The sequence below is a fragment of the Pseudomonas sp. S44 genome (assembly GCF_016624805.1).
Classification (GTDB): Bacteria; Pseudomonadota; Gammaproteobacteria; order Pseudomonadales; family Pseudomonadaceae; genus Aquipseudomonas; species Aquipseudomonas machongensis.
Map to the genome: position 1 here is coordinate 466,265 of NZ_JACVTY010000001.1, position 25,251 is coordinate 491,515.

A 25,251-nucleotide genomic window follows, 5' to 3' on the forward strand; every position below is an offset into this window, starting at 1 on the left:
GATCAATCGCAGCGGTGAACTGCCACTGCGATTGATCCGCGCACGCGTCACCCCATGAGCAAACCTGTTATCTGCAATATCTTGCAGACAATTCCCGCCCAAAGCAGTGAACCTGCCTACAAAAAAACGGTCTTTCGCTGACGGTCAATCCACCGACCGCTTCACGGCCCAGTCACCGGGCCTCCAACCGTACTGTTTCAGCGAAGACCACCATGCCCGAATTCCGCCGCGCCACCCTCGCCCTCGCCGCCCTGCTCGCCACTGCCCCGTCCATCCACGCCGAAGAATCCTCCAGCGACGCACGCTGGGTCAGCGACAGCCTGAGCACGTATGTGCGCAGCGGTCCGACCGATGGCCATCGCATCGTCGGCACGCTCAAGTCCGGGCAGAAAGTGTCGCTGATCGGCACCCAGGGCAACTACAGCCAGGTTCGCGGCCAAAGTGGCGATCTGGTGTGGATTCTTACCAGCGACCTGCAGACGGTCCCTGGCCAGAACGAACGCCTGCCGCAACTCGATGCCCAGGTCGCAGACCTGTCCGGCCAGCTCAAGACCATCGACGACAGCTGGAAGACGCGCGTGCAAGGCATGCAGGAAACCCTGGATTCGCGCAAGGCGCTGATCGACGAGCTGGAGTCGCGCAACAAGGCCCTCAACGAACAGCTCGAGCAGTCGCAGTCGAGCCTGCGCGACACCCAGGCACGCCTGGGCGACGAGAACAAGCAGGTGATGATGCGGTACATGGTCTACGGCGGCAGCATCGCCGGCGCCGGCTTGCTGGCCGGTCTGATCCTGCCGGCGCTGACCCGCGGGCGCAAACGCAACGACCGCTGGTTCTGAAGCCCTCAGCTGGCGGGTAACTGCCCGCCCGCCACCAGGAAATCGATGAACAGCCGCACCCGCAGCGGCATGTGCCGCGCCTGCGGATAGATCAAGGTGAATGGCCGGGCCGTGCCACCGAAGGCCGGTAGCACTTCGACCAGCTCACCGCTGTCCAGGGCGTCCTGCACGGTGAAGCGGTACGCCTGCATCAGGCCGGCGCCATGTCGCGCGAGGGTGGCGGTGGCGAGAAAGTCGCCCAGGCAGGTGATCGAGCCGCCGACTTCGATCTCCACCAGGCCACCGTCCCGGCGAAAGGTCCAGGGCGCACTGCGTCCGCTGCTGGGGATCTCGAACAGGATGCACTCATGCCGCGCCAGGTCTTCCGGCACCTGCGGATGGCCTGCTCGCGCCAGGTAGCCCGGGGTGCCCACCACCACCAACTCGGCGTTTTCCAGGCGCCGTGCCACCAGCCGCGAATCGGCAGGCTCGCGTCCGCGGATGGCCAGGTCGAACTGCTCATCGGCGAAATCGACATTGCGATTGCTGACATGCACGTCCACCTGCACTTGCGGATAGCGCTCGCGAAAACGTGGCAACCAGGGCAACAGACGGTGATGGGCGTAAGGCGTCGGCGCACTGACCCGCAGGCGCCCACGCGGCTCGATCTGGCCACCAGAAACTTCGCGCTCGGCCTCCACCAATTGCCCAAGTGCCAGGCGGCACTGTTGGTAGTACACCTGCCCGGCATCGGACAAGCGCATCTGCCGCGTAGTACGCACGAACAACCGTACACCCAGGCGTTCTTCCAGGCGCGCCACCGAGCGGCTGACCGCCGCGGGCGTGACCCCGGCCTCGGTGGCTGCGGCAGTGAAGCTGCCGGTATCGGCAGCCAGGCAGAACAGCTCGAGGCTGCCCAGTTGAAGATCATCGAAATGGCGGGTCATGATGGCTCTATTGATTACATGAGGTATCGATTGAAATGCCATCCGCCTTATTTTTCAACTTCAGATGAGGTCTTAGAGTGGCTCCACCTACGAACCAGCCGGTTCGCTTATCTGGAGATCACCATGAGCACTGCAAGAACCATCGTCATCACCGGCGCATCCAGCGGCTTGGGCTTTGCCCTCGCCAAGGCCTTTATCGAACGGGGCGACAACGTGGTCGGCAACGCCCGCACCCAGGCCCGCCTCGATCAGGCCGCCATCGAGCTGGGCAACCCGGCAGCCTTCGTCGGCGTCGCTGGCGACATCGCCGACGCCAGTACTGCACAACGCCTGTTCGATACGGCGCTGCAAGTGTTCGGCCGCGTCGATATCCTGGTCAACAATGCCGGGATCTTCATTCCCAAACCGTTCACCGACTACACCGAGCAGGACATCGACGCGCTGTTTGCCACCAACCTCAAGGGCTTCATCTACCCCTCCCAGGCCGCAGCGAAGATCATGAGCGCCCAAGGCCATGGACACATCATCGCGATCACCGCCTCGGTCGCCATGCAGCCTAACGTGCGGGTACCCGCAGCGCTGCCGATCCTCGTCAAGGGTGGCCTGAACCAGGCGGTCAGGGGCCTGGCGCTGGAACTGGCCGGTAGCGGCATACAGGTCAACGCCGTGGCTCCGGGGATCATCGAGACGCCCCTGCACAACAACGACGTCGCAGGCCTGGGTGTCTTGTCGCCGAGTGGGCGCACCGGCAAGCCGCAGGACATCGTCGATGCCGTGCTATACCTGACCGACGCACGTTTCGTCAGCGGCGTCGTACTTCCAGTAGACGGCGGCAGCACCGCCGGTACCTGGCACTGAAAACCCAAGGAGCCTGCCATGCCATACGTTCATATCCGTGTGACCGAAGAAGGGGTCACTGCCGAGCACAAGCGTCTGTTGATCGAAGGCACCACCGAACTGCTGCAACGGGTGCTGAACAAGCCGCCAGCGAGTACCTTCGTGGTGATCGAGGAAGTGCCCACCGACAATTGGGGAGTGGGTGGTGAGACGATAACGGCGGTGCGCAAGCGCGAGCGGGGTTGACCCACATCATCGCAGTGGTCTTTTGGCGGACACGCCTGCCAAGGACCACGGCGGTGTATGCGCTTGATCGCAGCCGACACAGACGGTCATTGCCGCAACCGTTCCAAAGCCTCCAGCACATGCCCCGTGGCCCGCTCCACCTCACCTTCGCGGCAAGCGATCCCCAGCGCCCGCCACAACCCCGGTCGCAACGGGCGTCGAGCGATGCGTCGGTCCAGTTCAGGCGCCTCCCCCTCCTGGGGCAGCAATGTCGCGCCATACCCCGCAGCCACCAGGCTCTTGATCGCATCGTTGTAGTTCAACTCGATGCGCGCCTCCGGATACAGCCCGGCCGCCGCGAACCAATCGCTGGTCACCCGCGAAAGCTGCGTGCTGCTGTCGTTGAGAATCAGCGCGCGCTGCCCGAGCCAGGCCGGTGTGACCCGCGCCGGAGGCTGCCAGTCGGCAGGCAGGTAGGCCATGATCGGGTCGCGTCGCCAGGGGGTGAGTTTCACCCCCTTCACTGCCACCTGCGGCAGCGCCACCAGGCCGATGTCCAGGCTCCCCTCACGCACACGCGCCAGTGATGCTTGCGACGTGAGCACCTGAACCTGCACATCGATCCCCGGATGCTCACTGCGCAGGGCCGCCAATGCACTGGGCAACAGATGAGCGATGGCGCCAGTGGAGGCGCCCAGGCGCACCCGCCCGGTCAGCCCGGCCACCTGGCGTTGCACTTCATCCAGCGCCTGGTCGGCATCGGCCAGCAGCCGACGGGCACGCGCCAGCAGGGTTTCTCCGACCACCGTGGGCCGAACCTGCCCGCGGGTACGGGTAAGCAGCGCAGCCCCCACCCTCGCTTCAAGCTCGGCGACATGCAGGCTGATGGTCGGTGGTGCCAGGTTCAACTGGCGAGCGGCCTCGGCGAAAGAGCCAAGGTCGGCGATCACCACCAGTGTGCGCAGGCGGTCGAGGCTGATTTCTCGCAGGGTGCTGCTCCTTGTCCTGTTGGACGTCGTGATTCATTTAATCTGAACATCGTCGTCATGATATTCAAATTTTCTTCAGATCAAACAACAGCGAGGATACACCCACCTCCTTCCTGAACGGATCCCCACCATGCACCAGCCCCTGATATTCATCGACGGCGACCAGGGCACCACCGGCCTGCAGATCCACGCCCGCCTGCACGGTCGCAGCGACCTTCGCCTGCTGACCCTGCCCGAGACCGAGCGCAAGGACCCGCAGCGCCGCCGCGAGGCCATCAACAGCGCCGATATCGCCCTGCTCTGCCTGCCCGACGCGGCCGCACGCGAGGCCGTGGCGACGATTCACAACCCGGCAGTACGGGTGATCGACGCCAGCTCCGCGCACCGCACCACCCCAGGATGGGTCTACGGCTTGCCGGAGCTGGACGAGCAGCAGGCCGAACGCATCGCCCAGGCCACACGGGTCAGCAACCCTGGTTGCTACCCGACCGGTGCCATCGCCCTGCTGCGGCCGCTGGTGCGCGCCGGCCTGTTGCCTGCGGACTACCCGCTGAGCGTGCATGCCATTTCCGGCTACTCCGGTGGTGGTCGTGCTGCGGTCGAGCGTCATGAGCAGTCGGGTGGCGATCCTGCCCCGGCGCTGCAGCTCTATGGCCTTGAGTTGGCGCACAAGCATGTCCCGGAGATCCAGGCCCATGCTGGCCTGAGCGCACGCCCGGTGTTCCTGCCGGGCTATGGCGACTATCGCCAGGGCATCGTGCTGAGCATCCCGCTGCAGTTGCGCCTACTGTCGCCGGGCGTCACCGCCGAGCATATGCAGGCCTGTCTCGAACAGCATTACCAGGGCGCGCGCCATGTCCAGGTAATGCCCCTGCACCAGCAAGGCCCAGCGACACCCTTGGACCCGCAGGCGCTGAACGACAGCAACGACCTGCGCCTGGCACTGTATGCAAACCCCGAGCACGGGCAGGTCCTGCTGACGGCCGTGTTCGACAACCTGGGCAAGGGCGCTTCGGGTGCCGCAGTGCAGAACCTCGACCTGATGCTTGCAGCGATGCGCCAGTGAGGCCAGGCCGGTAAAAGCGGTTAGACTGTGAACCCCGCGTCATTCAGGCGCGGGGTGAGTTCAACCGCCGGAGCCTGTCCCCCGATGTTCATCCTGAGCCGCCTCGACGGCGTGCCGCCCGAGTCCTTCCAGAACCAGATCCGCCAGCTGGTGATAGAACATGTCGGCGCGCTGAGCAGCGTCGCCATCACCGCAGACAACCCGCTGTATCCGCTGTACCAGTACGGTGTCGGACTGGAAGTCCACCAATACCTGCAGGCCCTGGACGGCACTCGTGGCCTGGCCGTGGAGCTGGTCCTGGCACTGGACGCCGACGCCCCGGACCAACTGCTGGGTTTCGCCCTCGCCTTGCCCGCCCAGGATGACGCACACGCCTGTGTTCTGGCGTTTCTCGCCGTATCCCCTGCCCATCGTCGCGAGGGCATCGCCCGCGGACTGCTGACAGACCTGCGGGCACGCTACCGTTGCGTGGAGATGAGCGCGTTCGCCCACGCCGTGCCCTGGTTCGAGGCCATGGGCCTGCAGGTCGTGAGCGCCACCGGGCCGCAAGTGCTGATGAGCAGCACCGGCAAGGCCAGCGGCGCGCTGGTCGGGCGCCTGGACATCGCGCCCATCTACCAGACCCTGGAAGTGCGTCAGATCCACGCCTACCTGCTCAAGCAGCATGGCGAAGAGGCGATGATCGACGCCGAACGCCAGCGCGATGAGCACCTTGACGAACTGGCGTTGCACGCCCAGGCCTGCGTGGCGATGCGCAAGCGCGTGCATTGAGCCGAAATCGGTCGCCGCTCGCGGAAATGGCCTGTGATGCCATCGCCGCAGCGGCGGCAATCAATCAGCGAAGCGCGGAATGGCCAGCCCCAGGCTCTCCCTCAGGGTCGTCCCTTCGTACGCCGTGCGATAGACCCCACGCTCCTGCAGCAACGGCACCACCTCCTGAGTGAAGCGTCGGAACTGCCCCGGATGCCCGATGTAGATATTGAAGCCATCCAGAGCCCGCGCTTCGAACCAGTCGGCCATCTTCGCCGCCACCGTCTGCGCCGAGCCCACGAAGGCACCCGGGCGCAGCTGGCGGCCGAACTCCACCGCCTGGCGCAGGCTGAAGCCCTTGTCCCGGGCCTGGTCGGCGATGCGCTTGGCATTGGTGAAGAAGCTGCTGCGGGCAAACTCAAGGCTCTGCTGCGGAAACGGCGCATCGAGGTCGTACTGGCTGAAATCGTGCCAACCGAAGTTACGCCCGAACTCCTTCAACGCCAGCTCGAAGCTGTGATCGGCCTGATGATAGTGACGCTCGATCTCACGGGCATGCTCGTCGGTGTCACCCACGTAGATCTCGGCGCCCGGCAGCACCAGCACCTGCTCAGGGTCACGCCCCAGGCGTGCGGCGCGAGCCTTCACGTCGCGGTAGAACGCCTGGCCCTGCTCGACGCTTGCAGCGTGGGTGAAGATCACGTCCGCCGTGGCCGCCCCCAGGTCACGCCCCTGCTCGGAGTCCCCGGCCTGGAAGATCACCGGCTGCCCCTGGGGTGAGCGCTGGATGTTCAACGGGCCGACCACCGAGAAGTGCTCACCCTTGTGGTTGAGGGTATGCAGCTTGGCGGGGTCGAGAAAGCGCCCGCTCTGGCGATCCCGCGGGAAGGCATCGTCTTCATAGGAATGCCAGAGTTTCTGCACCACCTCGACATGCTCATGGGCGCGACTGTAGCGGGTGTCGTAGTCGTAATGCTCGTCCAGCCCATAGTTGCCAGCGGTACCGGCATCGCCGCTGGTGACCACGTTCCAACCGGCACGCCCCTTGCTGATCAGGTCCAGCGAGGCCAGGCGCCGAGCGACGTTGAACGGCGCATTGTAAGACGTGGTCAGGGTGCCGACCAGGCCGATATGACGGGTGCTGACGGCCAACGCCGAGAGCAATGTCAGGGGCTCGAGGCGATTGAGGTAATGGGACGGCGAACCTGGCGTGATGAACTGGCTGTCGACGATGAAGATCAAGTCGAACAGCGCAGCTTCTGCCTGGCGGGCAATATCGATGTACCAGTCGATGTTGACGCTGGCGTCGGCAGGCAACGCCGGGTCCAGCCACAGGTTGTGTCGCCCTGGGCCGCCGCAGCCCATGGTCAGGGCACCCAGTTTGATCTGTCGTTTGCTCATGCCGGGGCCTCAGTGCTGGGTAACGGCGCTGTCCTGCAGCGCCGCCGAGAAGGAGGTGTCGAACAGACTTGCGGCCGGATAGCCCTTGATCAGGCCGATTCCGGCAAAGAAGTCCACGGTCTTCTGTGCATCGGTGATCACCTGTGCGTTGAGTGGTGCCAGGTCAGTGCGGGCGCGGGCGAACCAGGCGCGGGCGATGTCGCCGTCGGCACGGGTACGCTTGGCCCAGGCGTCGGCATAAGCTTCGGTGTGCGCCGGGTCGCTCAGGGTCCATTGACGCGCCTTCTTCAGGCGCTGGAGGAAATCGGCGATCTGCGCACGTTTTTCCTGCACGGCCTTGGCATTGGCGACCACGAAACTCTGCGCCGGAATGATGCCCTCGGCGGTGGCCAGCACCCGTGCACCCTGGCGCTCCTGCTGGGTGACATAGGGCTCCCAGGTGGCGATCACGTCGACCGATCCGCCATCCAGCGCGTGGGAGGCGTCCAGGGCGCTGAGGTAGCGCAGCTCCAATGCGTCGCGGGGGACGCCGGCCTTGTCGAGGGCGCTGAACAGCAGTTGCTGGCTCCAGGAACCTTTCCAGATAGCCGCGCGCTTGCCCTTGAGGTCGGCCAGGCTGTGGATGTCGGAATCCTTGCGCGCGAGGATCGCCACGCCCTCGAGGTTCTGCCGCGACACCGCCACCACCTTGATCGGCGCACCGAGTGCGCCAAGGAACAACGGTGGCGCATCCCCCAGCAGGCCGAGATCGAGGCTGCCGACATTGAGTGCCTCGGCCACTGGAGAGCCGGCAGTGAACTGCTTCCATTCCAGGGTGTAGGGCAAATCGTCCAGCACGCCGGCCGCTTCCATCACGGCACGGGCGTTGTAGCTCTGGTCGCCGACCACCAGGGTCTGCGCAGCCGCCGCAAGGCTGATCGAGGTGGCCAGCACACCGGCGGCCAGTTGTTTGAGATAACGCACGTTCGTCTCCAGATGCCACATCGGGCAAGTCAGGGCGATCCGCGCGTGCGGTCTCGTCGCGTGTAACAGTGAATATCAGGCGTTGCGCGCTGCCACCTTGGCGCGGGTCAACGGGATCAGTTCGCGGCCATAGTCTTCGGCGTCGGCCAAAGGGTCGAAGCCGCGAATGAGGAAGCTGGTCACGCCCAGGTCGTAATAGGCCAGCAAGGCATCGGCGACCTGCTCGGCGGTCCCCACCAGCGCCGTGGAGTTGTGACCGCCGCCCACCAGCGCAGCGATGCCGGTCCACAGGCGTTCGTCGACCCGCTCCCCCTTGGCCACGGTGTCGCGCAGGCGCTGGGCGCCCACGCTCTGCGGCTTGTTGGCGATCACCGGCCCTGCCTGCTCGAGGCGCTGACGAGCCTGACCCAGAATGCCCTCGGCCTTTGCCCAGGCCGCCTCCTCGGTGGCGGCGATGATCGGCCGGAAGGACACACTGAACTGCACCTGGCGACCATGACGCGCAGCCTGCTCGCGCACGGCGGCGATGGTTTCGGCGGTTTGCTCCAGCGATTCGCCCCACAAGGCGTATACATCGGCGTGCTTGCCCGCCACCGCCAGGGCGGCAGGCGAGGAGCCGCCAAAATAGATGGGCAGATGCGGCTGCTGCAGCGGCTTGATCGCCGAAAACGCCCCCGCGGCCTGGTAATGGTTGCCGTCATGGTCGAACGGCGTGTCATGGGTCCAGACCTTGCGCACCACATCGAGGAATTCATCGGTGCGGGCATAGCGCTGGTCATGGGCCAGGTGGTCGCCGTCCTTGCGCTGCTCGATGTCGCTGCCGCCACTGATGATGTGCACCGCCAGGCGCCCGTCGAGCAGGTGTTCGAGGGTCGCCAGCTTGCGTGCGGCCAGGGTCGGTGCGACGAAACCCGGACGGTGCGCCAGCAGGAAATGAATACGCGAGGTGGCAAGCCCTGCCAGGGCAGTCACCAGGAAACCGTCAGGCTGGTCCGACCAATAACCGACCAGGATGCGATCGAACCCGGCCTGCTCATGGGCCTGGGCAAAACGGGTGATGTAGTCCTTGTCGAAGACGGGCCCGCTGGGGGCCAAAATCTCCGATGACAGGCGATGGCCGATCATGCCGATGAATTGAACGCTCATTGCAGGTGCCCCAAGGTCAGAAAGGGTTTTTATAGCGTTTGAATCTAAATGCCGACTGACTTATACGCTAACCACTTGATCACACCCTGTGAAATTCGTTTTAGGCATAACCTAATGCAATCAAAATGCAGAACTTGCAGATAATTTCTCATCGTCAGTAAATGCTAAATTTGCATATTAGCTTATGAATAATTTGAATTTTGAGAATATTCAGGCAGTTGCTAGGGTTTGCCCATGACCGTCAGCCCGAGCCTGAACCATGAGCCAGACACCGCGCCTCGAGCGCCTGCGCCACTTCATTGGCGAACTCTCCGACCTGCTGGACCGCCACCCCGACGAAGCCACCCTGCTCGATCAGGGCCACACCCTGCTGCACAGCCTGGTCGCCCATGACGACTGGTTACCCGAAGCCCTTGCCCAGCCGGACCCCGCCCGCTACCAGCAATACCTGCTGCATTGCGATTCGCGCCAGCGCTTCTCGGTGGTCAGCTTCGTCTGGGGCCCAGGCCAGAGCACGCCGATCCATGACCACCGTGTCTGGGGGTTGATCGGCATGTTGCGCGGTGCCGAGTACGCACAAGGCTTCACCCGCGACGCCCATGGCGCCTTGGTGGCCCAGGGCGAGCGGCTGCGGATCGACCCTGGCCACGTGGAAGCGGTGTCACCGCGCATCGGCGATATCCATCAGGTCAGCAACGCCTTCGACGACCGGGTCTCGATCAGCATCCATGTCTACGGCGCCAACATCGGTGCGGTCAGCCGCGCCGTCTACCTGCCCGACGGTAGCGAGAAGCCATTCATCTCCGGTTATTCCAACTCCAGCCTGCCCAACATCTGGGACCTGTCCAAAGAGAACCCTGCCCCATGACCCGCCTCAGCACACGCAGTTTCCATGACATTCGCTCCGCCCTGCTGGCCCAGGAAGAAGTCGCCCTGATCGACCTGCGCGAAGAAGACCCCTTCGCCCAGGCGCATCCGCTGTTCGCGGCCAACATCCCGCTCTCGAAGCTGGAACTGGAAATCTTCGCCCGCGTGCCACGCCGGGACACCGCCATCACCGTCTATGACGATGGCGAGGGGCTGTCGGCCATCGCTGTCGAGCGTCTGCAGGCGCTGGGCTATAGCGATGTGGCAGTGCTCGAGGGTGGACTTGGCGGCTGGCGCGATGCTGGCGGCGAGCTGTTTCGCGACGTCAACGTACCCAGCAAAGCGTTCGGCGAGCTGGTGGAGAGTGTGCGCCACACGCCCTCGCTGGCCGCTGAAGAGGTCCAGGCCCTGCTCGACAGCCAGGCCGACGTGGTGGTGCTCGACGCCCGGCGCTTCGACGAATACCAGACCATGAGCATTCCCGGAGGCATCAGCGTGCCTGGCGCCGAACTGGTGCTGCGCGTCGCCGAACTGGCACCCGATCCGGCGACCCGGGTGATCGTCAACTGCGCAGGGCGCACCCGCAGCATCATCGGCACACAATCGCTGGTCAACGCCGGCATCCCCAACCCGGTGGCAGCGCTGCGCAACGGCACCATCGGCTGGACACTGGCCGGTCAACAACTGGCCCACGGCCAGGCGCAGCGCTTCGCCGAGGTCGGCGACAGCACCCGCAGCAGCGCTGCCGAGCGCGCCCGCGCCGTTGCCGACCGGGCGGGAGTGCAGCGCCTGGACCGTCAAGGTCTGGCCAGCTGGCAGGCAGAGACTGCGCGCACCACCTATCTGTTCGACGTGCGCACACCCGAGGAATACGTTGCCGGTCACCTGCCCAACAGCCGCTCCACGCCCGGTGGCCAGCTGGTGCAGGAAACCGATCACAACGCCAGCGTACGCGGCGCCCGCATCGTGCTGGTCGATGACGACGGCGTGCGTGCCAACATGAGCGCTTCGTGGCTCGCGCAGATGGGCTGGGAAGTGGCGGTGCTCGACGGCCTGAGCAAGGCCGACTTCAGCGAAACCGGCGAGTGGCAGGCACCCCGCCCGGCACTTGCGCGCAATACCGAGATCGACGTCGAGCAATTGCAGGCCTGGCTGGCCGAGGAAGGCACCGTCTTGCTGGACTTCACCGCCAGCGCCAATTACGTCAAGCGCCACATCCCGGGCGCTTATTGGGCGATCCGCGCGCAGTTGCCCGAGGCCCTGGAGCGCCTGCCCAAGGCCGAGCGCTACGTGCTGACCTGCGGCAGCAGCCTGCTGGCAAGCTTTGCCGCCACCGACCTGCAAGCCCTGACGCGCACACCGGTCTATCTGCTGGCAGGCGGCACGGCAAGCTGGATCGCCGCCGGCAACCCCCTGGAATCAGGTGAAACGCGCCTGGCAGCGGAGCGTACCGACCGCTATCGCCGGCCATACGAAGGGACCGACAACCCGCGCGAAGCCATGCAAGGCTACCTCGACTGGGAGTTTGGTCTGATCGCGCAACTCGAGCGCGATGGCACCCACGGCTTCAAGGTGCTGTGACCTGAAGCGCAACGGCTGCAGGCGTATCCGCTCACGCGAGATAGGCCTGCAGCCGTTGCGCCAGAAACCCTTGCAACCGCCGCACCGCCGGGCTCAGCGACTGTCGGTGCGCGCATACCAGTTGCAGCGGCGCCGCCTGCCCTGCATGATCCGACAGCAACTCCACCAGCCTTCCGGCGCGGATGTCCTCGAGCACATCCAGGCGCGACTTGTAGACCACACCGAGCCCCGCCACCGCCCAGCGTCGCACGATATCGGCATCATCGCTGCAGCGATCGCCACTGACCAGCACCGTGCTCGTTGCCCCTGCATCCTCAAAACTCCAGCGATCGTGGATCTGCTCCCCCATCACATAACGCAGGCAGTTGTGCCCGGCCAGCGCCTGCGGAGTCTGCGGCGCGCCATGCCGAGCGATGTAGGACGGTGCCGCGCACAACGTGCGGCGGTTATCGGCGGCCAGCGGCAAGGCCACCAGGCTGGAATCCCCCAGCAGCCCGTAGCGGATGCTGGCATCCAGTTGCTCGCCAAACAGATCGGCCACCTGGTCGCTGACCCGCAGGCGCATGTCGAGTCGTGGATATTCGGCCTGAAACTCCGTCAGCCAGGGCAACAGCAGGTTGCGCCCCAGGTCCGACGGCATCGACAGACGCAATGGCCCCGCCAGTTCGGCGCGTGCCTGCTCCAGCGCCATTTCGCCATCGACCAGCGCGTCCAGGGCCTGACGCGCGTGGGGCAGATAGCGCTCGCCATCGTCCGACAGGCGCAGTCGGCGTGTCGAACGCACCAACAGACGAATCCCCAGGCTGTGCTCCAGGCGCTGCAACGCGGCACTGGCCAGGGCTGGCGAGATGTCCAGTTGTCGCGCTGCAGCTGAAAGCCCACCGGCCTCGACAGTGGTGACAAACACCTGCAGGTCGTCCATGCGCACCCGTTTCTTCATGCCACGACTCCTTCACGCCCCACGCGCCGCGCATCACGACGTATCGCCTGGGGCGGAATGCCGAACCCGCGTACAAAGGCCTCGCGCAAATGCCGACGGTCGCGAAATCCTGTCTCGCGCGCCACCACATCCAGGCTGTGCCGACTTTGTTCGATCATCAGCCGCGCTGCCTCCAGGCGCAGGCCCTCGATGGCCCGCGCCGGGGATTGCCCGGTTTCGGCACTGAACACGCGGCTGAACTGGCGCGGGCTCAGGTGCGCAACCTCGGCCAGTTCCTCGACGCTCAGCGGCCGCTGCAGGTGCTGGCGAGCGTAGTCGAGCACACTCTGCATGCGGTCAGTGCGCGGTGCCAGGTCGAGCAGCTGCGAATGTTGCGACTGGCCTCCCGAGCGGCGCTGGTGCATCACCAGCCGATGCGCAACGGCTCGTGCGAGCTCATGGCCGTGATCCTGCTCGAGCATGCCCAGGGCCATGTCGATACAGGCGGTCATGCCGGCGGACGTCCAGATGTTGCCATCGGCAATGAAGATGCGGTCGTCCTCTACCTGGATCGCCGGGTGCATCTGCCGCAGCTCCCGGGCGTAGGCCCAATGCGTGGTCGCCCGACGCCCGTCGAGCAGGCCGGCTGCCGCCAAGGTGAAGGCCCCCGTACAGATCCCGGCGGTACGCCGCGCCTGCTCGCCCAGCCGGCGCACCAGGTCCACGCTGGCCGGATCGGCAGGTGAGGCGATCGGCGACAACGTGCCCGCCACCAGCCAGGTGTCGGCATGCCCCGGCGTATTAACAGCCTGGGTCTGCAACTGCATGCCCAGCGACGACATCAGCGCACCGCCGGCCACGCTGTAGTTGCCCAAGGCGTAAAGACGCTTGCCCGTCAGCACATTGGCGAACTCGAACACCGACTGCGACGCCAGCGCCATGACCTGGAACCCTTCACACAACAGATAGCCGACCCGATGCATGGCCCACCTCGCTTGATGTCCTGAAAACGTACTATATGCGTCATTTGCGCCACAATCAAAGGCGCGCATCATCGCTGCAACCCAACCCACGGAGCAGCAACCATGACTCGTACAGCCCTCATCACTGGCGCCTCTACCGGCATTGGCGCACTCTACGCCGAACACCTGGCCCGCCGCGGCCACGACCTGATCCTGGTCGCCCGCAACCGCGAACGCCTCAATCAACTGGCCTCTCGCCTGAGCAGCCAGACTGGACGCAGCGTCGAAGTCCTGCCGGCAGACCTGGCAGACAGCCAGGACCTGGCGCGCATCGAAACCCGTCTGCGCGAAGATGCCAGCATCGGCCTGCTGGTCAACAACGCGGGTATCGGTACCCACACTGCACTGCTGGAAAGCGACGTCGAACAGATGACCCGCATGATCGCGCTGAACATCACCGCCCTCACCCGCCTGACCTATGCCGCGGTGCCTGGCTTCGTCGAGCGCGGCGAGGGTGCGCTGATCAACATCTCCTCAGTGGTCAGCCTGCTGCCGGAACTGCTCAATGGCGTGTATGGCGGCAGCAAGGCATACGTCACCGCCTTCACTCAGAGCCTGCACAAGGAGCTGGCCGACAAGGGCGTGCAGGTCCAGGCCGTACTGCCAGGCGCCACCGCCACCGACTTCTGGAGCATCGGCGGCCTGCCGGTGGAGCACCTGGATCCGGCGATCGTCATGACCGCGCAGGATCTGGTGGAAGCGGCACTGGCCGATTTCGACGCCAAGCGCCTGATCTCGATTCCGTCGCTGCACGAAATCGAACGCTTCGAGGCGTTCGAGGCCAGCCGCCAGGCGTTGAACGGGCACCTGTCGAATCAACAGTTGGCGCCACGTTATCGTCAGGGTTGATCTGGGTGTGCGTGGGCAGGCCTTGTGACAGCGGCGGTTCGGCGCTCCGACTTGCCCGCGAAGCGCCGCGCGGGCGGCGCTCGATCTCACAGGCGCTAAAGAACTCCCGCCAAGCAACAAAACTTGCGAGCCACCCCCCAAAATCGCAAGCTAGGCCGTCCCCCATCCGGATAGCCCCATGGAACTACACATTCGCCTGGAGGGCCGCAAGGGCCTGGCCGAGCAGCTCTACCAGCAGCTGCGCAGCGCCATCGACAGCGGCCACCTGGCCGCCGGCACCCAGTTGCCCCCCACGCGCCTGCTGGCCGAGCAGTTGGGGATATCGCGCAAGACCGTGGCCGAAGCGTACTCGCGGCTGACCTACGACAACCTGCTCAGCGGCGTGGTCGGGCGTGGCACCTTCGTCAGCCCACGGCGGGCCCTGCAGGCCAGCGACGTCGAGCCGATTGCCTTGGCCGCCGCCAGCAACCTCGAACGCTGGCAGCAACGCGCCACCGTGCTCGGCCGCTCCGCGCTCGAGGCGCCCTCGCGTTACGACTTCGTCGGCGGCGTATCGGCCAAGAGCCAGTTTCCCTTCGATCAATGGCGCGCCTGCATGCAGTACGCCCTGCGCTGCAGCCAGCGCCACAGCGAGCGCCAGTTCCCGGCCCAGGGTCTGCCCGAGCTGCGCGAAGCCATCGCCCATCACATTGCCTTCGCCCGCGGCGTGCACTGCAGCGCCGCCGATGTGCTGGTGTGCAACGGCGCCCAGCAGGCGCTCGACCTGATCGCTCGGGTGCTGGTCGAACCCGGTACACGCGTAGCCATGGAGGATCCCGGCTATCCACCGGCACGCCAGCTGTTTCTGGCGATGGGCGCTGATTTGCAGTCGGTGCCGGTGGACGATGAAGGGCTGTGCGTCGAGCAGATCGCAGACGGCACCCAGCTGATCTATGTGACGCCGTCGCACCAGTTCCCGCTCGGCATGCCGATGAGCGAACGGCGCCGACACGCCCTGCTCGCCCGCGCCGCTGAACTCGGAGCGCTGATCATCGAGGACGACTACGACTGCGAATTTCGCTATCAGGGCCCGGCCAGCGATGCGTTGCAACGCCTGGATCGACACGGGTTGGTGGCCTATGTCGGTACCTTTTCCAAGACCTTGCTGTCGGAGCTGCGCCTGGGCTATGCCGTACTGCCTCCCAGCGTCCTGAGCGCCGCCTGCGTGGCCAAGCACCTGAGCGACTGGCACAGCCCGAGCCTGCAGCAATGGGCGTTGGCGCGCTTCATCGGCGAAGGCCATCTGAACCGCCATATTCGTCGTTGCCACGACATCTATGCCGCACGGCGCGAGCGAATCCTCGCACGCCTGGAAAGCGACCTGGCGCCCTGGCTGAGCGCCGTACCGGCCAGCGCCGGCTTTCACCTCAGCGCCCTGGCCGCACCTGGAGTCGATGTGGAGCTGCTGGTCAGGCTGACTCGCCGGGTCGAAGTCGGCGTCTATTCACTGGCGCCGTTCTTCAACGACGTGCCAGTGCGTCCGGGGTTGCTGATGGGCTTTGGTGCCATCGAGCGGCTGGACATCGACCCGGCGCTGGACCGCGTGCGCGATGCCCTGCAGCAACTCAGTTGAGCGTCGTCGCCTGCATCGAGCGCCCCCGCCGCGCCATGGCAGCGGCGTAGCCTCGGGGGGCAAAGCGTGCGGTCACCAGCAGCATCGCCACCACGGTCAACGTCAGCAGCGTCCAGGCAGCCTGGAAATCACCGGTGAACGCACGCAGCCAGCCCGTCACATAAGGCACGGTACCGGTGACGATGAAGCCGACACCCTGCACGAAAGCAGCCAGGCTCCCCGCCTCGCCCGGTGTTTTCAGATGCTCGAGGGTCAGGGTAAGGCTGAGGCTGAAGCACGCACCCAGCCCTAGGCCGATCATCGCCACCCAAAGCCCCATGGCCTGGGTAGGCGCCAGCAGCAAACCGAGAAAGCCACCCAACTGGATCGCCAGCGCCAACCACAGACCAGGCCGCCGGTCATGCAGGCGCCTCAGCAGCAATGGCAGCCCCAGCGCGCCACTGACCTGGAAGATGGTCATCAGCCCCACCAGTTCGCCACCGCCCTGAGCTGTACCGCCGTGCTCCAGGTGATAGGCCGGCAGCCAGGCGACCATGCTGGTGTAGCCGCCGTTGATCAGGCCGAAATACAGCGCCAACAACCAGGCACGGCGATTACCGAACCAGTGACCGCCGCTGGCCGCGGCCAGGTGAGGCGTGTCGTGGCGCGGGCGTAGCCAGGCCCAGCCGCACAGCGCAAGCAGCGCGGGCACTGCCCAAATGCCAAGCCCCGCCTGCCAGCGCCCCGCCACCTCGCTGACAGTCGGCCCGAGCACCGCAGCCAGGCCGCCGCCGCTCATCAACGCTGCCGAGTACAGCCCCATCGATGCAGCCAGGCGGCTCGGGAACCAGCGATTGACCAACCCCGGCATCATGCCCTGCACCACCGCCACGCCAAGGCCGGCGACCACGGCGCTGGCGATCAGCGCCCAGGCGCTGTCCAGTTGCAGCCGCCACAGGCACGCCAGGGCGATGGCCGAAAGTCCGGCGAGCATCCCGCCATGCTCACTGATCCAACGCCGCAGCCAAGGCTGCAGCAAAGGCACCAACCCCATGCACAGCACCGGTAGCGCCGTGAGCAACGCCGCTTGCTGGTAGCCAAGCCCAGTGCTGCTGCGCATGGGTTCGAGCAAGGGGCCGATGCTGGTCAGGATCGGCCGCAGGTTCAGGGCCAGCAGGATCACCAGCAGCAGGTTCAACGCGCCTCTCATACCGGGTTCGCCTGCCGCCACTGCTGGTAGAGGCCGGCCTCGCCCTCAGGCTTGAGCATGCGCAGTGGCAGGCTCTGCTGCTGCGGTGCACGTGCCATCTGCGCGTAGACCGCTGCCGTAGACAGCCCGTAAGGCTCGCCCTCGTCGTTGTCATAGGCGAACCATGCCCGCTCGATGCCGCACAGGTGCATGGCGGCCAGGCACATCGGGCACGGGTGGCCGCTGGCATAGATTTCGGCACCGTCCAGACGCGACCTGCCCAAGGCCTGGGCGGCCTTGCGGATCGCCTGCAACTCGGCATGGGCAGTCGGGTCCTGAGTGCTGTGGATCTCGTTGACCGCACGGGCGACGATCTGGCCCTGGTGCACCAGCACCGCACCGAACGGGCGACCACCCGCTTCGATATTGGCGCGGGCCAGTGCCAGTGCTTCACGCATGAAGGTTTCGTTGGACATGAATCGATACTCCTCGAACAACAGGCGGCCATTATCCCGGCTGCTGGCGCGCGGCAGAAATGAAGAGATTGGATGCAGGTCAGTGGCCGCACGAATGCCGGCATTGGTCTCCCGGCAAATAGCGGGATTGGCTATCGGGCCCTGCAGGCAACGGCGCTACGCTGGCACCACGAATCACCCCTGACTTGAACTGACTGGAGAATCACCATGCACGATCGAATCGAATGGGCCAGGCACGCCCCTGAAGCCTACAAGGCCATGGTCGGCCTGGAGCAGGTCCTGGCCAAGTGCGGCCTGGAGCATTCACTGCTCGAACTGGTGCGCCTGCGCGCCTCGCAGATCAATGGCTGCGCCTATTGCGTGAACCTGCACGCCAACGATGCGCGCAAGGCGGGCGAAAGCGAGGCACGCTTGCAGACCCTGAGCGTGTGGCAGGAAACCCGTTTCTTCACCCCGCGTGAACGCGCCGCACTGGCCTGGCTGGAAAGCCTCACCCGCTTGCCTGAGCGCGGTGCACCGCAGGTCGAGTACGAAGCGCTGCTGGAGCATTTCGAAGCAGGTGAAGTTGCCAACCTGACCCTGGCGATCGCTACCATCAATGCCTGGAACCGCTTTGGTGTCGGCTTTGCCATGGTGCCGGCTTGAGGTGGAGCCTTTGGGGCCGCTATGCGGCCCCGGCGGTCTGCGGGTTCACACCCAGCCGGGTCCGATAACTCCCCGGACTCTGCCCCGTCCACTTCTTGAACGCCCGGTGAAAGGCGCTGGGCTCCTGGAACCCGGTCTGCTCGGCGATCTCGGCAATGCTCAGTTGCCCCTCGCGCAAACGCTCGAACGCCATGGCCCGGCGCACTTCATCCTTGATCTGCTGGTACGAGCGCCCCTCGCGCTCCAGTTGCCGGCGAAAGGTACTGGCGCTCAGGCCCTGGCGCTCGGCCATGGCCGTCAGGGTCGGCCACTGTCCGTAGCCACGGCTGCGCAGATGGCGATAAACCTCCGCCACCAGGTCGCCCTGGTTGCGAAAACGGATCACCAGGCCCTGCGGCGCGCTGCGCAGGAAGGTCTTGAGCGCCGCCAGGTCCTGCACCACCGGCAGGCGCAGCCAGGCGCTGTCGAACTCCACTTCGGTACGCCCACTGCCCAGGCGCAGGTCCGGCCCCCACAGCAGCGTGTCGTCGTCCTGCGCCGGGCGCGCCACGGCAAGCTCGGTGCGGTCGATGCTGATGCGCCGTCCGGCCAGCCAGCACAGCAGGCCGACCACCAGCACCAGGAAGGTTTCCTCGGCATAGACCCGTGTCAGCGGATCGTCGATATTCGACTGCACGCTGATCACCGCACGCCCGCCGCGCACCGCGAAACTGCCGCGCAAATCGCGCAGGAACAACGCGAAGTTACCCAGGCACTGACGCAGCGCCTTTTCCAGGGTCGGCTCCTGGATCAAGCCACGGCAGATCAGGGCGAAGCTGCCCATCGGCATGCCATGGCTGTCGAGACGAAAGAACTCGTCGTCCAGGTCTTCGATCAGCGCCAGCCACAGCCGGGCGAACGCCTTGGCCGGTACCCGCGCCTGGGGGCGGGCGAGCAGCGCCGGGTCGATGCCGACCGCACGCAGTTGCGCATCGCGCTCATCGGGGCGATCGCGCAGGGCGTGGAGCATGGCATTGAGAAAGTACACCGCGACCGAATCGCTTTCGCGCATGACGGATATCCGCTGTCTATGCTGAGTGGCAAAAAATGCCAGGTTGACTGAGCAGTTTCGGCATAGGCCCCTTCCCGGCCTTTGCCTAGACTCGGACCCCATCCGCAACGGTCGCCATTCTCGCAGAGCCCGGCACCGTCCCGCCACGCCTTCGCAATCGGAGCTATATATGAGCAGCGCAGAAATCTATGTCGTCAGTGCAGTGCGTTCGGCCATCGGTGGTTTTGGTGGCTCACTCAAGGACCTGCCGCTGGCCGACCTCGCCACCGCCGTGACCCGCGCTGCCATCGAGCGCTCGGGCGTGGCCGCCGAGCAGATCGGCCATGTGGTGATGGGCAACGTGATCCCGACCGAACCACGCGACGCCTACCTGGGCCGAGTGGCGGCGATGAACGCCGGCATTCCCAAGGAAACCCCGGCATTCAACGTCAACCGCCTGTGCGGGTCGGGTCTGCAAGCGATCGTATCCGCCGCCCAGGGCCTGCTGCTGGGCGATACCGACATTGCCCTGGCTGCTGGCGCCGAGTCCATGAGCCGCGGCCCTTACCTGCTGCCGCAAGCCCGTTGGGGGGCACGCATGGGTGACCTGCAGGGCATCGACTACATGGTCGGCATCCTCCAGGATCCGTTCGAAGGCTTCCACATGGGTATCACCGCCGAGAACGTCGCGGCCAAGCACGGCATCACCCGTGAAATGCAGGACGAACTGGCGTTGACCAGCCAGCGTCGCGCCGCCCGCGCCATCGCCGAAGGTCGTTTCGACAGCCAGATCGTGCCGATCGAACTGAAGACCCGCAAAGGCAGTGTGCAGTTCGCCATCGATGAGCACGTGCGCGGCGATGTCAGTGCCGAGCAGTTGGCGGGCATGCGCACCGCCTTCAAGAAAGACGGCAGCGTCACCGCCGGCAATGCCAGCGGCATCAACGACGGCGCCGCCGGCCTGGTCCTGGCGACCGGCGATGCGGTGCGCCGCCTTGGCCTCAAGCCGCTGGCAAGGCTGGTGGCCTACGCCCATGCCGGGGTCGAACCCGAGCTGATGGGCCTGGGCCCGATCCCGGCCACGCGCAAGGTGCTTGAAAAAGCCGGCCTGTCGGTCAAGGACCTGGACGTGATCGAATCCAACGAAGCCTTCGCCGCCCAGGCCTGCGCCGTGGCCCAGGCGTTGGGCTTCGATCCGGAAAAGGTCAACCCCAATGGTTCGGGCATCTCGCTCGGCCACCCGGTCGGCGCCACTGGCGCGATCATCGCCACCAAGGCCATTCACGAGTTGCAGCGCATCCAGGGGCGCTATGCACTGGCGACCATGTGCATCGGTGGCGGCCAAGGCATCGCCGTGGTCTTCGAGCGCGTGTGACGGGAGCATCGACATGACCATCCAGCAAATCGCCGTGATTGGCGCCGGTACCATGGGCAACGGCATCGCTCAGGTGTGCGCGATAGCCGGCTTCCAGGTGTTGCTCATCGATGTCAGTGACGCGGCGCTTGAGCGCGGTGTCGCCACACTGAGCAAGAACCTGGAACGCCAGGTCAGCAAGGGCACCCTCGAGGCGGACAAGGCCCAAGCCGCCAGGACGCGCATCCGCACCAGTACCGACTACGCGCAGCTGTCGAGCGCGCAACTGGTGATCGAGGCCGCGACCGAAAACCTGGCGCTCAAGCAGCGCATCCTCCAGCAGGTGGCCGCCAGTGTCGCTGCACAGTGCCTGATCGCCACCAATACCTCATCGCTGTCGGTCACTCAGCTGGCCGCCAGCATCGAGCACCCTGAGCGGTTCATCGGTGTGCACTTCTTCAACCCAGTGCCGATGATGGCCCTGGTCGAGGTCATCCGTGGCCTTCAGACCAGCGACACGACCTACGCCCAGGCGCTGCTGGTCACCGAGAAGTTGGGCAAGACACCGATCACTGCGGGCAACCGCCCCGGCTTCGTGGTCAACCGCATCCTGGTGCCGATGATCAATGAGGCGATCTTCGTGCGTCAGGAGGGCCTGGCCAGCGCCGAAGATATCGACACGGGCATGCGCCTGGGCTGCAACCAACCGATCGGCCCGCTGGCACTGGCCGACCTGATTGGCCTGGACACCCTGCTGGCGATCATGGAGGCCTTCCACGAGGGCTTCAACGACAGCAAGTACCGCCCTGCACCGCTGCTCAAGGAGATGGTTGCCGCCGGCTACCTCGGGCGCAAGAGCGGCCGTGGTTTCTTCACCTACTGAGGAGCGCGCGCCATGCCGGTCACTGCTGCCCTGCGCTGCGCCAATTTCGAGGAACGCCGCGACAGGGCCATGGCGCTGTTCGCCGAAAAAGGCTTCGGCCAGGTCAGCATGCGCGAGCTGGCCGCGCATGTCGGGCTGACGGCGGGCTCGCTGTACCACCATTTCCCGAGCAAGCAGGACCTGTTGTTCGACCTGATCGAGGAGCTGTATGAAGAACTGCTGGCCACGCTCGACCAAGGCCGCCGCGCGCTGGCCAGAGGCAAGCCGGCATTGCCTGGCCTGATTGCTGCGCACTGGCAGTTGCACAGCGAGCGGTCCTTGCAGTTTCGTCTGGCAGAGCGGGATTTCTGCTGCCTGAGCGAGGCTCAGCAGGCACGCCTGGGCGAGCTGCGCCACGACTACGAAACCGGGTTGTTGCAATTGGTTGCGCCCAAGGCGCGCCATGGCGGCGAGGTGCTGGCAGCGGCCGGGCACGTGCTGGGCAGCTTGCTGAACCAGCTGCCGGGCGTGCTGCAAGCGCGTGGTGTGCCCGAGCTGCAAGGCGTCGGGCTGATGGAGAGCCTGGTGGCGGGCGGGATAGAGCGAGCGTTGGTGTGAACGGTAGGCGCTTCGCGTCCCGCTCACACTATCCTCTGCGTCAGGACGCCGCCGAAGCTTCCTCGCCCACCACTTCCCGCGCTGCGTAGCGCTGCGCCAGCACCGCACACACCATCAGCTGGATCTGGTGGAACAGCATCAGCGGCAGGATCATCGCGCCGATCCCGCTACCCACGAACAATACCTGAGCCATCGGCACCCCGGTGGCCAGGCTCTTCTTCGAGCCGGCAAACAGGATGGTGATGCGGTCTTCGACGCTGAAGCCCAGCACGCGCCCCAGCAAGCGGGTACCGAGCAGCACCACCGCCAGCAACACGCCGCAGGCGACGAACAGACCCAGCAGGTGCTGCGGCGAGACGGTATTCCACAAGCCCGTCACGACCGCTTCACTGAACGCGGTATAGACCACCAGCAGGATCGAACCCTGGTCGACGATCTTCAGCCAGCGTGCATTCTTCTTGACCCAGGCGCCGATCCAGCGACGGGCGATTTGCCCGGCCACGAAGGGCACCAGCAGTTGCAGGGTGATCTTAAGTACCGCATCGAGCCCCGAACCGGTATCGCCGTCAGCACCCAGCAACAGCATCACCAGCAGTGGCGTGAGGAAGATGCCCAGCAGGCTGGAGGCCGCCGCACTGCAGATCGCTGCCGGGACGTTGCCGCGTGCCAGCGAGGTGAAGGCGATGGCCGACTGCACGGTCGCAGGCAAGGCGCACAGGTAGAGCAGGCCCAGGTACAGCTCGTTGCCCACCAGCGGCACGAACAGTGGCTTGAACGCCAGGCCCAGCAATGGAAAGAGTACGAAGGTGCAGGAGAACACCAGGATGTGCAGGCGCCAGTGGCCGGCACCGGCGATGATCGCCTCGCGTGACAGCTTGGCGCCGTGCAGGAAGAACAACAGGCCAATCGCCAGGTTGGTCAGCCAGCCGAAGGCCACTGCGCCGTCACCCGAGCAGGGCAGCAAGGTCGCCAGCAGGACCACCGAGAGCAGGGTCAGGGTGAATTTATCGAAAAGCATGCGCAGGTACTTCATGAAGTGTCCGTCTTGTCATGGTGCAAGGCCTGACGATAAGGTCTGCGCTCTCTCGGCGCTAACGCCGGAACCCCCGCCAGTGTCGCTGAACGGACATTGGCCCTCTTCCAGGCAAGGAAACCTACCGATGTACAACCTCCGCCCCGCCCTGCTCACCCTGGCCCTGGCGATGACCGCAACCCCGGCGCTGGCAGACGACCTGCAACACCAGGTCGACGCCATCGTCCAGCCACTGATGCAGGCACAACGCATTCCCGGCATGGCCGTGGCGGTCTACGCCAATGGCCAGGCGCACTACTTCAGCTACGGCGTGGCCGACAAGGCCGACAATCGCCCCGTGACCCGCGACACGCTGTTCGAAGTCGGCTCGGTGAGCAAGACCTACACCGCGACCCTCGTCGCACTGGCCAGCGCCCAAGGCAAGCTCGACCTCGATGCCCCGGCCAGCCGCTACCAACCGGCACTGGAAAAGTCCGCGCTGGGCTCGGCGAGCGTCCTGGAACTGGGCGCCTACAGTGCTGACTGCCTGCCGTTGCAGTTTCCCGACGAGGTAAGCAACGACGCGCAGGCGCTGGTGTTCCTCCAGCAGTGGCAACAGAAAACCGAGCGCGGCACCCGCCGTTGCTATTCCAATCCGAGCCTGGGACTGTTCGGTAACCTCGCGGCGCAGGCGCAGAAGCGCCCGTTCGCCGAACTGATGCGCCAGGACGTGCTCCCAGGCCTGGGCCTGAAGCACACCTACCTGCAGGTCCCGGCAGCAGAGCGCAGCCACTATGCCCAGGGCTACGATGCCAATGAGCGCCCGATTCGCGTCAGCCCGGGGCCCTTCGCCGACGAAGCCTACGGCATCAAGACCAGCGCCACCGACATGCTCGCCTACCTGCGCGCGCAGCTCGACCCGCAGGGATTGTCGGCGGATATGGCCAAGGCGATCGCCATCACCCACGGCGGCTACTTCCAGGTGGGCGACATGACCCAGGGCCTGGGCTGGGAGCGCTACCCCTATCCGGTCGCACTCGACACCCTGGTCAAGGGCAACGGTGTGCAGATGATCCGCGAAGCACAGGCCACCAAACGCCTACAGCCGGCGCAGCCGGACGCTCCTGGGTACTGGTACAACAAGACCGGTGCCACCACAGGGTTCGGCGCCTACGTGGTGTTCGTGCCGAGCAAGGGCATGGCCATTGCGTTGCTTGCCAATCGCAATTACCCCAACGATGAACGGGTTCGTGCAGCCTACGCGATCCTGTCTGCCGTGGCGCTTTGAGTGGCATGCCTTTCAAGGTGGTTGCGTAGAGGCTGGGAGGTGCTTGCCCTCACACAATCACCTGCGAACTCCTTGAAAGCAATGACCTCAAGTACACGCTATTCCCCTGAAAAAGCAGGATTGTCCGACAAGATGTAGTGAGAAAAAATTTTCACTACAAAACCATTGACGCCCTTCCCCAGCCTTGTGCATGATGAGGCCGTCTCCCTGATCGGGAGCGGTGGCAAGGGTATTCCAGACGGCCTGCGCGGTAACGCAGGCCGTTCGTGGAGAGGGAAACTGTCCAAAAGGCAGCGTGAGAAAGCCCCTGTTGCGATGCTGCTGTAGCAGCCTTGGTAGAGCGCTACACCGCTGTGGCGCCAACTGTGAAAATCACCAACGAATGGGTAATGGGGGCTTTATGATGAACTTGAACAACAATCCTACGATCGACCAATTGGCCCAGCTGTTCGCCGCGCGCAAGGACAGCCTCGACGACCACCTGCTGTGGGTCAGCCAGACCGGCGAGGTCCGCCTCGACCGCCTGCCGGCCAACACCGTCGAAGACGAATCCGACCTGCATATGCCCGACAGCATGTGCGCCCGTTTCAAGGTCTACCGCCGTGGCCAGGGCTACGTTGGCAAGAAGGCCGCCGCCGACACTCAGTTCGTCGAACGCGTGCTCATGACCCTGCAACAAGAATGGCCCGCTGCCCGTGAGCAGCAGGCCGTCAAGGTGATCGACCCACTCAACTGAGTTGTACACCGCTACTTGAGCCCGGCCCGCAAGGCCGGGCTTTTTCATGCCCGGCGCGGTCTCACGCAAT

At 65.3% G+C, this 25,251-nt stretch carries 26 protein-coding genes; 15 read left to right on the forward strand and 11 right to left on the reverse strand.

Features of this window, described 5'->3' with window-relative positions:
• The first annotated feature begins 212 nt into the window (after positions 1–212).
• Positions 213–839, forward strand: a complete 627-nt coding sequence (locus tag IAE40_RS01975; protein ID WP_054895397.1) for a TIGR04211 family SH3 domain-containing protein — start codon at positions 213–215, stop codon at positions 837–839.
• 5 nt (positions 840–844) lie between these two features.
• Here the strand turns inward: IAE40_RS01975 and IAE40_RS01980 are convergent, their stop codons facing one another.
• Positions 845–1,765 carry a LysR family transcriptional regulator gene (locus IAE40_RS01980; protein ID WP_153773531.1) on the reverse strand — a complete coding sequence of 307 codons (921 nt, stop codon included), beginning with the start codon at positions 1,763–1,765 and terminating at the stop codon, positions 845–847.
• A gap of 123 nt (positions 1,766–1,888) precedes the next feature.
• On the opposite strand from IAE40_RS01980, the gene IAE40_RS01985 reads away from it, so the two are divergent.
• On the forward strand, positions 1,889–2,623 hold the full coding sequence (locus IAE40_RS01985; RefSeq protein WP_200602536.1) for an SDR family NAD(P)-dependent oxidoreductase: 735 nt from the start codon (positions 1,889–1,891) through the stop codon (positions 2,621–2,623).
• An 18-nt stretch (positions 2,624–2,641) separates the two neighbouring features.
• Positions 2,642–2,848 (forward strand): tautomerase family protein, encoded by a 207-nt coding sequence (locus IAE40_RS01990; RefSeq protein ID WP_054895394.1) that lies wholly within the window; start codon positions 2,642–2,644, stop codon positions 2,846–2,848.
• 86 nt (positions 2,849–2,934) lie between these two features.
• Here the strand turns inward: IAE40_RS01990 and IAE40_RS01995 are convergent, their stop codons facing one another.
• Positions 2,935–3,816: a LysR family transcriptional regulator gene (locus tag IAE40_RS01995; RefSeq protein WP_063544776.1), complete on the reverse strand. Its 882-nt coding sequence runs from the start codon at positions 3,814–3,816 to the stop codon at positions 2,935–2,937.
• A gap of 130 nt (positions 3,817–3,946) precedes the next feature.
• Here IAE40_RS01995 and argC point away from each other — a divergent pair, with 130 nt between their 5' ends.
• Both argC and IAE40_RS02005 read left to right on the forward strand, forming a co-directional pair.
• Positions 3,947–4,882: an N-acetyl-gamma-glutamyl-phosphate reductase gene (gene argC, locus IAE40_RS02000; protein WP_200602537.1), complete on the forward strand. Its 936-nt coding sequence runs from the start codon at positions 3,947–3,949 to the stop codon at positions 4,880–4,882.
• Positions 4,883–4,966: 84 nt separating this feature from the next.
• Complete coding sequence (locus tag IAE40_RS02005) at positions 4,967–5,653, forward strand: GNAT family N-acetyltransferase (protein ID WP_200602538.1); 687 nt, start codon at positions 4,967–4,969, stop codon at positions 5,651–5,653.
• Positions 5,654–5,713: 60 nt separating this feature from the next.
• Here IAE40_RS02005 and IAE40_RS02010 read toward each other — a convergent pair whose 3' ends face one another.
• The 3 genes from IAE40_RS02010 to IAE40_RS02020 form a co-directional block, all read right to left on the reverse strand.
• Positions 5,714–7,033, reverse strand: coding sequence for an LLM class flavin-dependent oxidoreductase (locus tag IAE40_RS02010; protein WP_153773528.1), 1,320 nt, complete (start codon positions 7,031–7,033; stop codon positions 5,714–5,716).
• Positions 7,034–7,042: 9 nt separating this feature from the next.
• Positions 7,043–7,996, reverse strand: a complete 954-nt coding sequence (locus tag IAE40_RS02015) for an ABC transporter substrate-binding protein (RefSeq protein ID WP_153773527.1) — start codon at positions 7,994–7,996, stop codon at positions 7,043–7,045.
• A gap of 75 nt (positions 7,997–8,071) precedes the next feature.
• Entirely contained in the window at positions 8,072–9,142 is a 1,071-nt protein-coding gene (locus IAE40_RS02020; protein ID WP_054895388.1) for an LLM class flavin-dependent oxidoreductase, read from the reverse strand.
• A gap of 259 nt (positions 9,143–9,401) precedes the next feature.
• On the opposite strand from IAE40_RS02020, the gene IAE40_RS02025 reads away from it, so the two are divergent.
• Positions 9,402–10,010, forward strand: a complete 609-nt coding sequence (locus IAE40_RS02025) for a cysteine dioxygenase (protein WP_054895387.1) — start codon at positions 9,402–9,404, stop codon at positions 10,008–10,010.
• Complete coding sequence (locus IAE40_RS02030) at positions 10,007–11,590, forward strand: rhodanese-related sulfurtransferase (RefSeq protein WP_200602539.1); 1,584 nt, start codon at positions 10,007–10,009, stop codon at positions 11,588–11,590. Before IAE40_RS02025 ends, IAE40_RS02030 begins: the two co-directional genes overlap by 4 nt.
• Before the next feature lie 31 nt (positions 11,591–11,621).
• On the opposite strand, the gene IAE40_RS02035 is transcribed toward IAE40_RS02030, so the two are convergent.
• Positions 11,622–12,530, reverse strand: a complete 909-nt coding sequence (locus tag IAE40_RS02035) for a LysR family transcriptional regulator (protein ID WP_200602540.1) — start codon at positions 12,528–12,530, stop codon at positions 11,622–11,624.
• Entirely contained in the window at positions 12,527–13,492 is a 966-nt protein-coding gene (locus IAE40_RS02040) for a GlxA family transcriptional regulator (RefSeq protein ID WP_153773522.1), read from the reverse strand. The genes IAE40_RS02035 and IAE40_RS02040 overlap by 4 nt, the downstream gene beginning before the upstream one ends.
• 102 nt (positions 13,493–13,594) lie before the next feature.
• Here IAE40_RS02040 and IAE40_RS02045 point away from each other — a divergent pair, with 102 nt between their 5' ends.
• Positions 13,595–14,380 carry an SDR family NAD(P)-dependent oxidoreductase gene (locus IAE40_RS02045; RefSeq protein ID WP_125929782.1) on the forward strand — a complete coding sequence of 262 codons (786 nt, stop codon included), beginning with the start codon at positions 13,595–13,597 and terminating at the stop codon, positions 14,378–14,380.
• Positions 14,381–14,558: 178 nt separating this feature from the next.
• Positions 14,559–15,992 (forward strand): MocR-like pyridoxine biosynthesis transcription factor PdxR, encoded by a 1,434-nt coding sequence (gene pdxR / locus IAE40_RS02050; RefSeq protein ID WP_200602541.1) that lies wholly within the window; start codon positions 14,559–14,561, stop codon positions 15,990–15,992.
• Here the strand turns inward: pdxR and IAE40_RS02055 are convergent.
• Positions 15,985–17,181, reverse strand: coding sequence for a cyanate transporter (locus IAE40_RS02055; RefSeq protein ID WP_197889618.1), 1,197 nt, complete (start codon positions 17,179–17,181; stop codon positions 15,985–15,987). The genes pdxR and IAE40_RS02055 overlap by 8 nt on opposite strands.
• A complete protein-coding gene (locus IAE40_RS02060; RefSeq protein WP_153773519.1) occupies positions 17,178–17,636 on the reverse strand; it encodes a nucleoside deaminase in 459 nt (152 codons plus the stop codon). Before IAE40_RS02060 ends, IAE40_RS02055 begins: the two co-directional genes overlap by 4 nt.
• A gap of 207 nt (positions 17,637–17,843) precedes the next feature.
• Between IAE40_RS02060 and IAE40_RS02065 the strand changes: the two genes are divergently transcribed.
• Positions 17,844–18,281 (forward strand): carboxymuconolactone decarboxylase family protein, encoded by a 438-nt coding sequence (locus IAE40_RS02065; RefSeq protein WP_197889616.1) that lies wholly within the window; start codon positions 17,844–17,846, stop codon positions 18,279–18,281.
• A gap of 19 nt (positions 18,282–18,300) precedes the next feature.
• Here the strand turns inward: IAE40_RS02065 and IAE40_RS02070 are convergent, their stop codons facing one another.
• The gene (locus tag IAE40_RS02070) at positions 18,301–19,332 is read right to left on the reverse strand and encodes an AraC family transcriptional regulator (RefSeq protein ID WP_153773517.1); all 1,032 of its coding nucleotides are present in this window, start codon (positions 19,330–19,332) and stop codon (positions 18,301–18,303) included.
• 169 nt (positions 19,333–19,501) lie between these two features.
• Between IAE40_RS02070 and IAE40_RS02075 the strand changes: the two genes are divergently transcribed.
• The 3 genes from IAE40_RS02075 to IAE40_RS02085 are packed head-to-tail and all read left to right on the forward strand — an operon-like array spanning position 19,502 to position 22,145.
• Positions 19,502–20,686 (forward strand): acetyl-CoA C-acyltransferase family protein, encoded by a 1,185-nt coding sequence (locus IAE40_RS02075; RefSeq protein WP_197889614.1) that lies wholly within the window; start codon positions 19,502–19,504, stop codon positions 20,684–20,686.
• A gap of 13 nt (positions 20,687–20,699) precedes the next feature.
• Positions 20,700–21,548 carry a 3-hydroxybutyryl-CoA dehydrogenase gene (locus IAE40_RS02080; RefSeq protein ID WP_153773515.1) on the forward strand — a complete coding sequence of 283 codons (849 nt, stop codon included), beginning with the start codon at positions 20,700–20,702 and terminating at the stop codon, positions 21,546–21,548.
• A gap of 12 nt (positions 21,549–21,560) precedes the next feature.
• Positions 21,561–22,145 carry a TetR/AcrR family transcriptional regulator gene (locus IAE40_RS02085; RefSeq protein ID WP_200602542.1) on the forward strand — a complete coding sequence of 195 codons (585 nt, stop codon included), beginning with the start codon at positions 21,561–21,563 and terminating at the stop codon, positions 22,143–22,145.
• Positions 22,146–22,185: 40 nt separating this feature from the next.
• On the opposite strand, the gene IAE40_RS02090 is transcribed toward IAE40_RS02085, so the two are convergent.
• Positions 22,186–23,178 carry a bile acid:sodium symporter family protein gene (locus IAE40_RS02090; protein WP_054895374.1) on the reverse strand — a complete coding sequence of 331 codons (993 nt, stop codon included), beginning with the start codon at positions 23,176–23,178 and terminating at the stop codon, positions 22,186–22,188.
• A gap of 127 nt (positions 23,179–23,305) precedes the next feature.
• Between IAE40_RS02090 and ampC the strand changes: the two genes are divergently transcribed.
• On the forward strand, positions 23,306–24,445 hold the full coding sequence (ampC, locus tag IAE40_RS02095) for a class C beta-lactamase (protein ID WP_200602543.1): 1,140 nt from the start codon (positions 23,306–23,308) through the stop codon (positions 24,443–24,445).
• A 400-nt stretch (positions 24,446–24,845) separates the two neighbouring features.
• Complete coding sequence (locus tag IAE40_RS02100; RefSeq protein ID WP_054893774.1) at positions 24,846–25,181, forward strand: hypothetical protein; 336 nt, start codon at positions 24,846–24,848, stop codon at positions 25,179–25,181.
• Positions 25,182–25,251 lie beyond the last annotated feature (70 nt).

Excerpts from the sequence above, each read along its gene's own strand:
- IAE40_RS01975 (WP_054895397.1), top strand. The coding sequence starts at position 213 with ATGCCCGAATTCCGCCGCGCCACCCTCGCCCTCGCCGCCCTGCTCGCC.
- IAE40_RS01985 (WP_200602536.1), top strand. The coding sequence starts at position 1,889 with ATGAGCACTGCAAGAACCATCGTCATCACCGGCGCATCCAGCGGCTTG.
- IAE40_RS02045 (WP_125929782.1), top strand. The coding sequence starts at position 13,595 with ATGACTCGTACAGCCCTCATCACTGGCGCCTCTACCGGCATTGGCGCA.
- IAE40_RS02080 (WP_153773515.1), top strand. The coding sequence starts at position 20,700 with ATGACCATCCAGCAAATCGCCGTGATTGGCGCCGGTACCATGGGCAAC.
- IAE40_RS02005 (WP_200602538.1), top strand. The coding sequence starts at position 4,967 with ATGTTCATCCTGAGCCGCCTCGACGGCGTGCCGCCCGAGTCCTTCCAG.
- IAE40_RS02030 (WP_200602539.1), top strand. The coding sequence starts at position 10,007 with ATGACCCGCCTCAGCACACGCAGTTTCCATGACATTCGCTCCGCCCTG.
- IAE40_RS02100 (WP_054893774.1), top strand. The coding sequence starts at position 24,846 with ATGATGAACTTGAACAACAATCCTACGATCGACCAATTGGCCCAGCTG.
- ampC (WP_200602543.1), top strand. The coding sequence starts at position 23,306 with ATGTACAACCTCCGCCCCGCCCTGCTCACCCTGGCCCTGGCGATGACC.
- IAE40_RS01990 (WP_054895394.1), top strand. The coding sequence starts at position 2,642 with ATGCCATACGTTCATATCCGTGTGACCGAAGAAGGGGTCACTGCCGAG.
- IAE40_RS02065 (WP_197889616.1), top strand. The coding sequence starts at position 17,844 with ATGCACGATCGAATCGAATGGGCCAGGCACGCCCCTGAAGCCTACAAG.
- IAE40_RS02075 (WP_197889614.1), top strand. The coding sequence starts at position 19,502 with ATGAGCAGCGCAGAAATCTATGTCGTCAGTGCAGTGCGTTCGGCCATC.
- IAE40_RS02025 (WP_054895387.1), top strand. The coding sequence starts at position 9,402 with ATGAGCCAGACACCGCGCCTCGAGCGCCTGCGCCACTTCATTGGCGAA.
- IAE40_RS02085 (WP_200602542.1), top strand. The coding sequence starts at position 21,561 with ATGCCGGTCACTGCTGCCCTGCGCTGCGCCAATTTCGAGGAACGCCGC.
- IAE40_RS02060 (WP_153773519.1), bottom strand. The coding sequence starts at position 17,636 with ATGTCCAACGAAACCTTCATGCGTGAAGCACTGGCACTGGCCCGCGCC.
- IAE40_RS01980 (WP_153773531.1), bottom strand. The coding sequence starts at position 1,765 with ATGACCCGCCATTTCGATGATCTTCAACTGGGCAGCCTCGAGCTGTTC.
- IAE40_RS02070 (WP_153773517.1), bottom strand. The coding sequence starts at position 19,332 with ATGCGCGAAAGCGATTCGGTCGCGGTGTACTTTCTCAATGCCATGCTC.
- IAE40_RS02040 (WP_153773522.1), bottom strand. The coding sequence starts at position 13,492 with ATGCATCGGGTCGGCTATCTGTTGTGTGAAGGGTTCCAGGTCATGGCG.
- IAE40_RS02020 (WP_054895388.1), bottom strand. The coding sequence starts at position 9,142 with ATGAGCGTTCAATTCATCGGCATGATCGGCCATCGCCTGTCATCGGAG.
- pdxR (WP_200602541.1), top strand. The coding sequence starts at position 14,559 with ATGGAACTACACATTCGCCTGGAGGGCCGCAAGGGCCTGGCCGAGCAG.
- IAE40_RS02010 (WP_153773528.1), bottom strand. The coding sequence starts at position 7,033 with ATGAGCAAACGACAGATCAAACTGGGTGCCCTGACCATGGGCTGCGGC.
- IAE40_RS02090 (WP_054895374.1), bottom strand. The coding sequence starts at position 23,178 with ATGAAGTACCTGCGCATGCTTTTCGATAAATTCACCCTGACCCTGCTC.
- IAE40_RS02055 (WP_197889618.1), bottom strand. The coding sequence starts at position 17,181 with ATGAGAGGCGCGTTGAACCTGCTGCTGGTGATCCTGCTGGCCCTGAAC.
- IAE40_RS02035 (WP_200602540.1), bottom strand. The coding sequence starts at position 12,530 with ATGAAGAAACGGGTGCGCATGGACGACCTGCAGGTGTTTGTCACCACT.
- argC (WP_200602537.1), top strand. The coding sequence starts at position 3,947 with ATGCACCAGCCCCTGATATTCATCGACGGCGACCAGGGCACCACCGGC.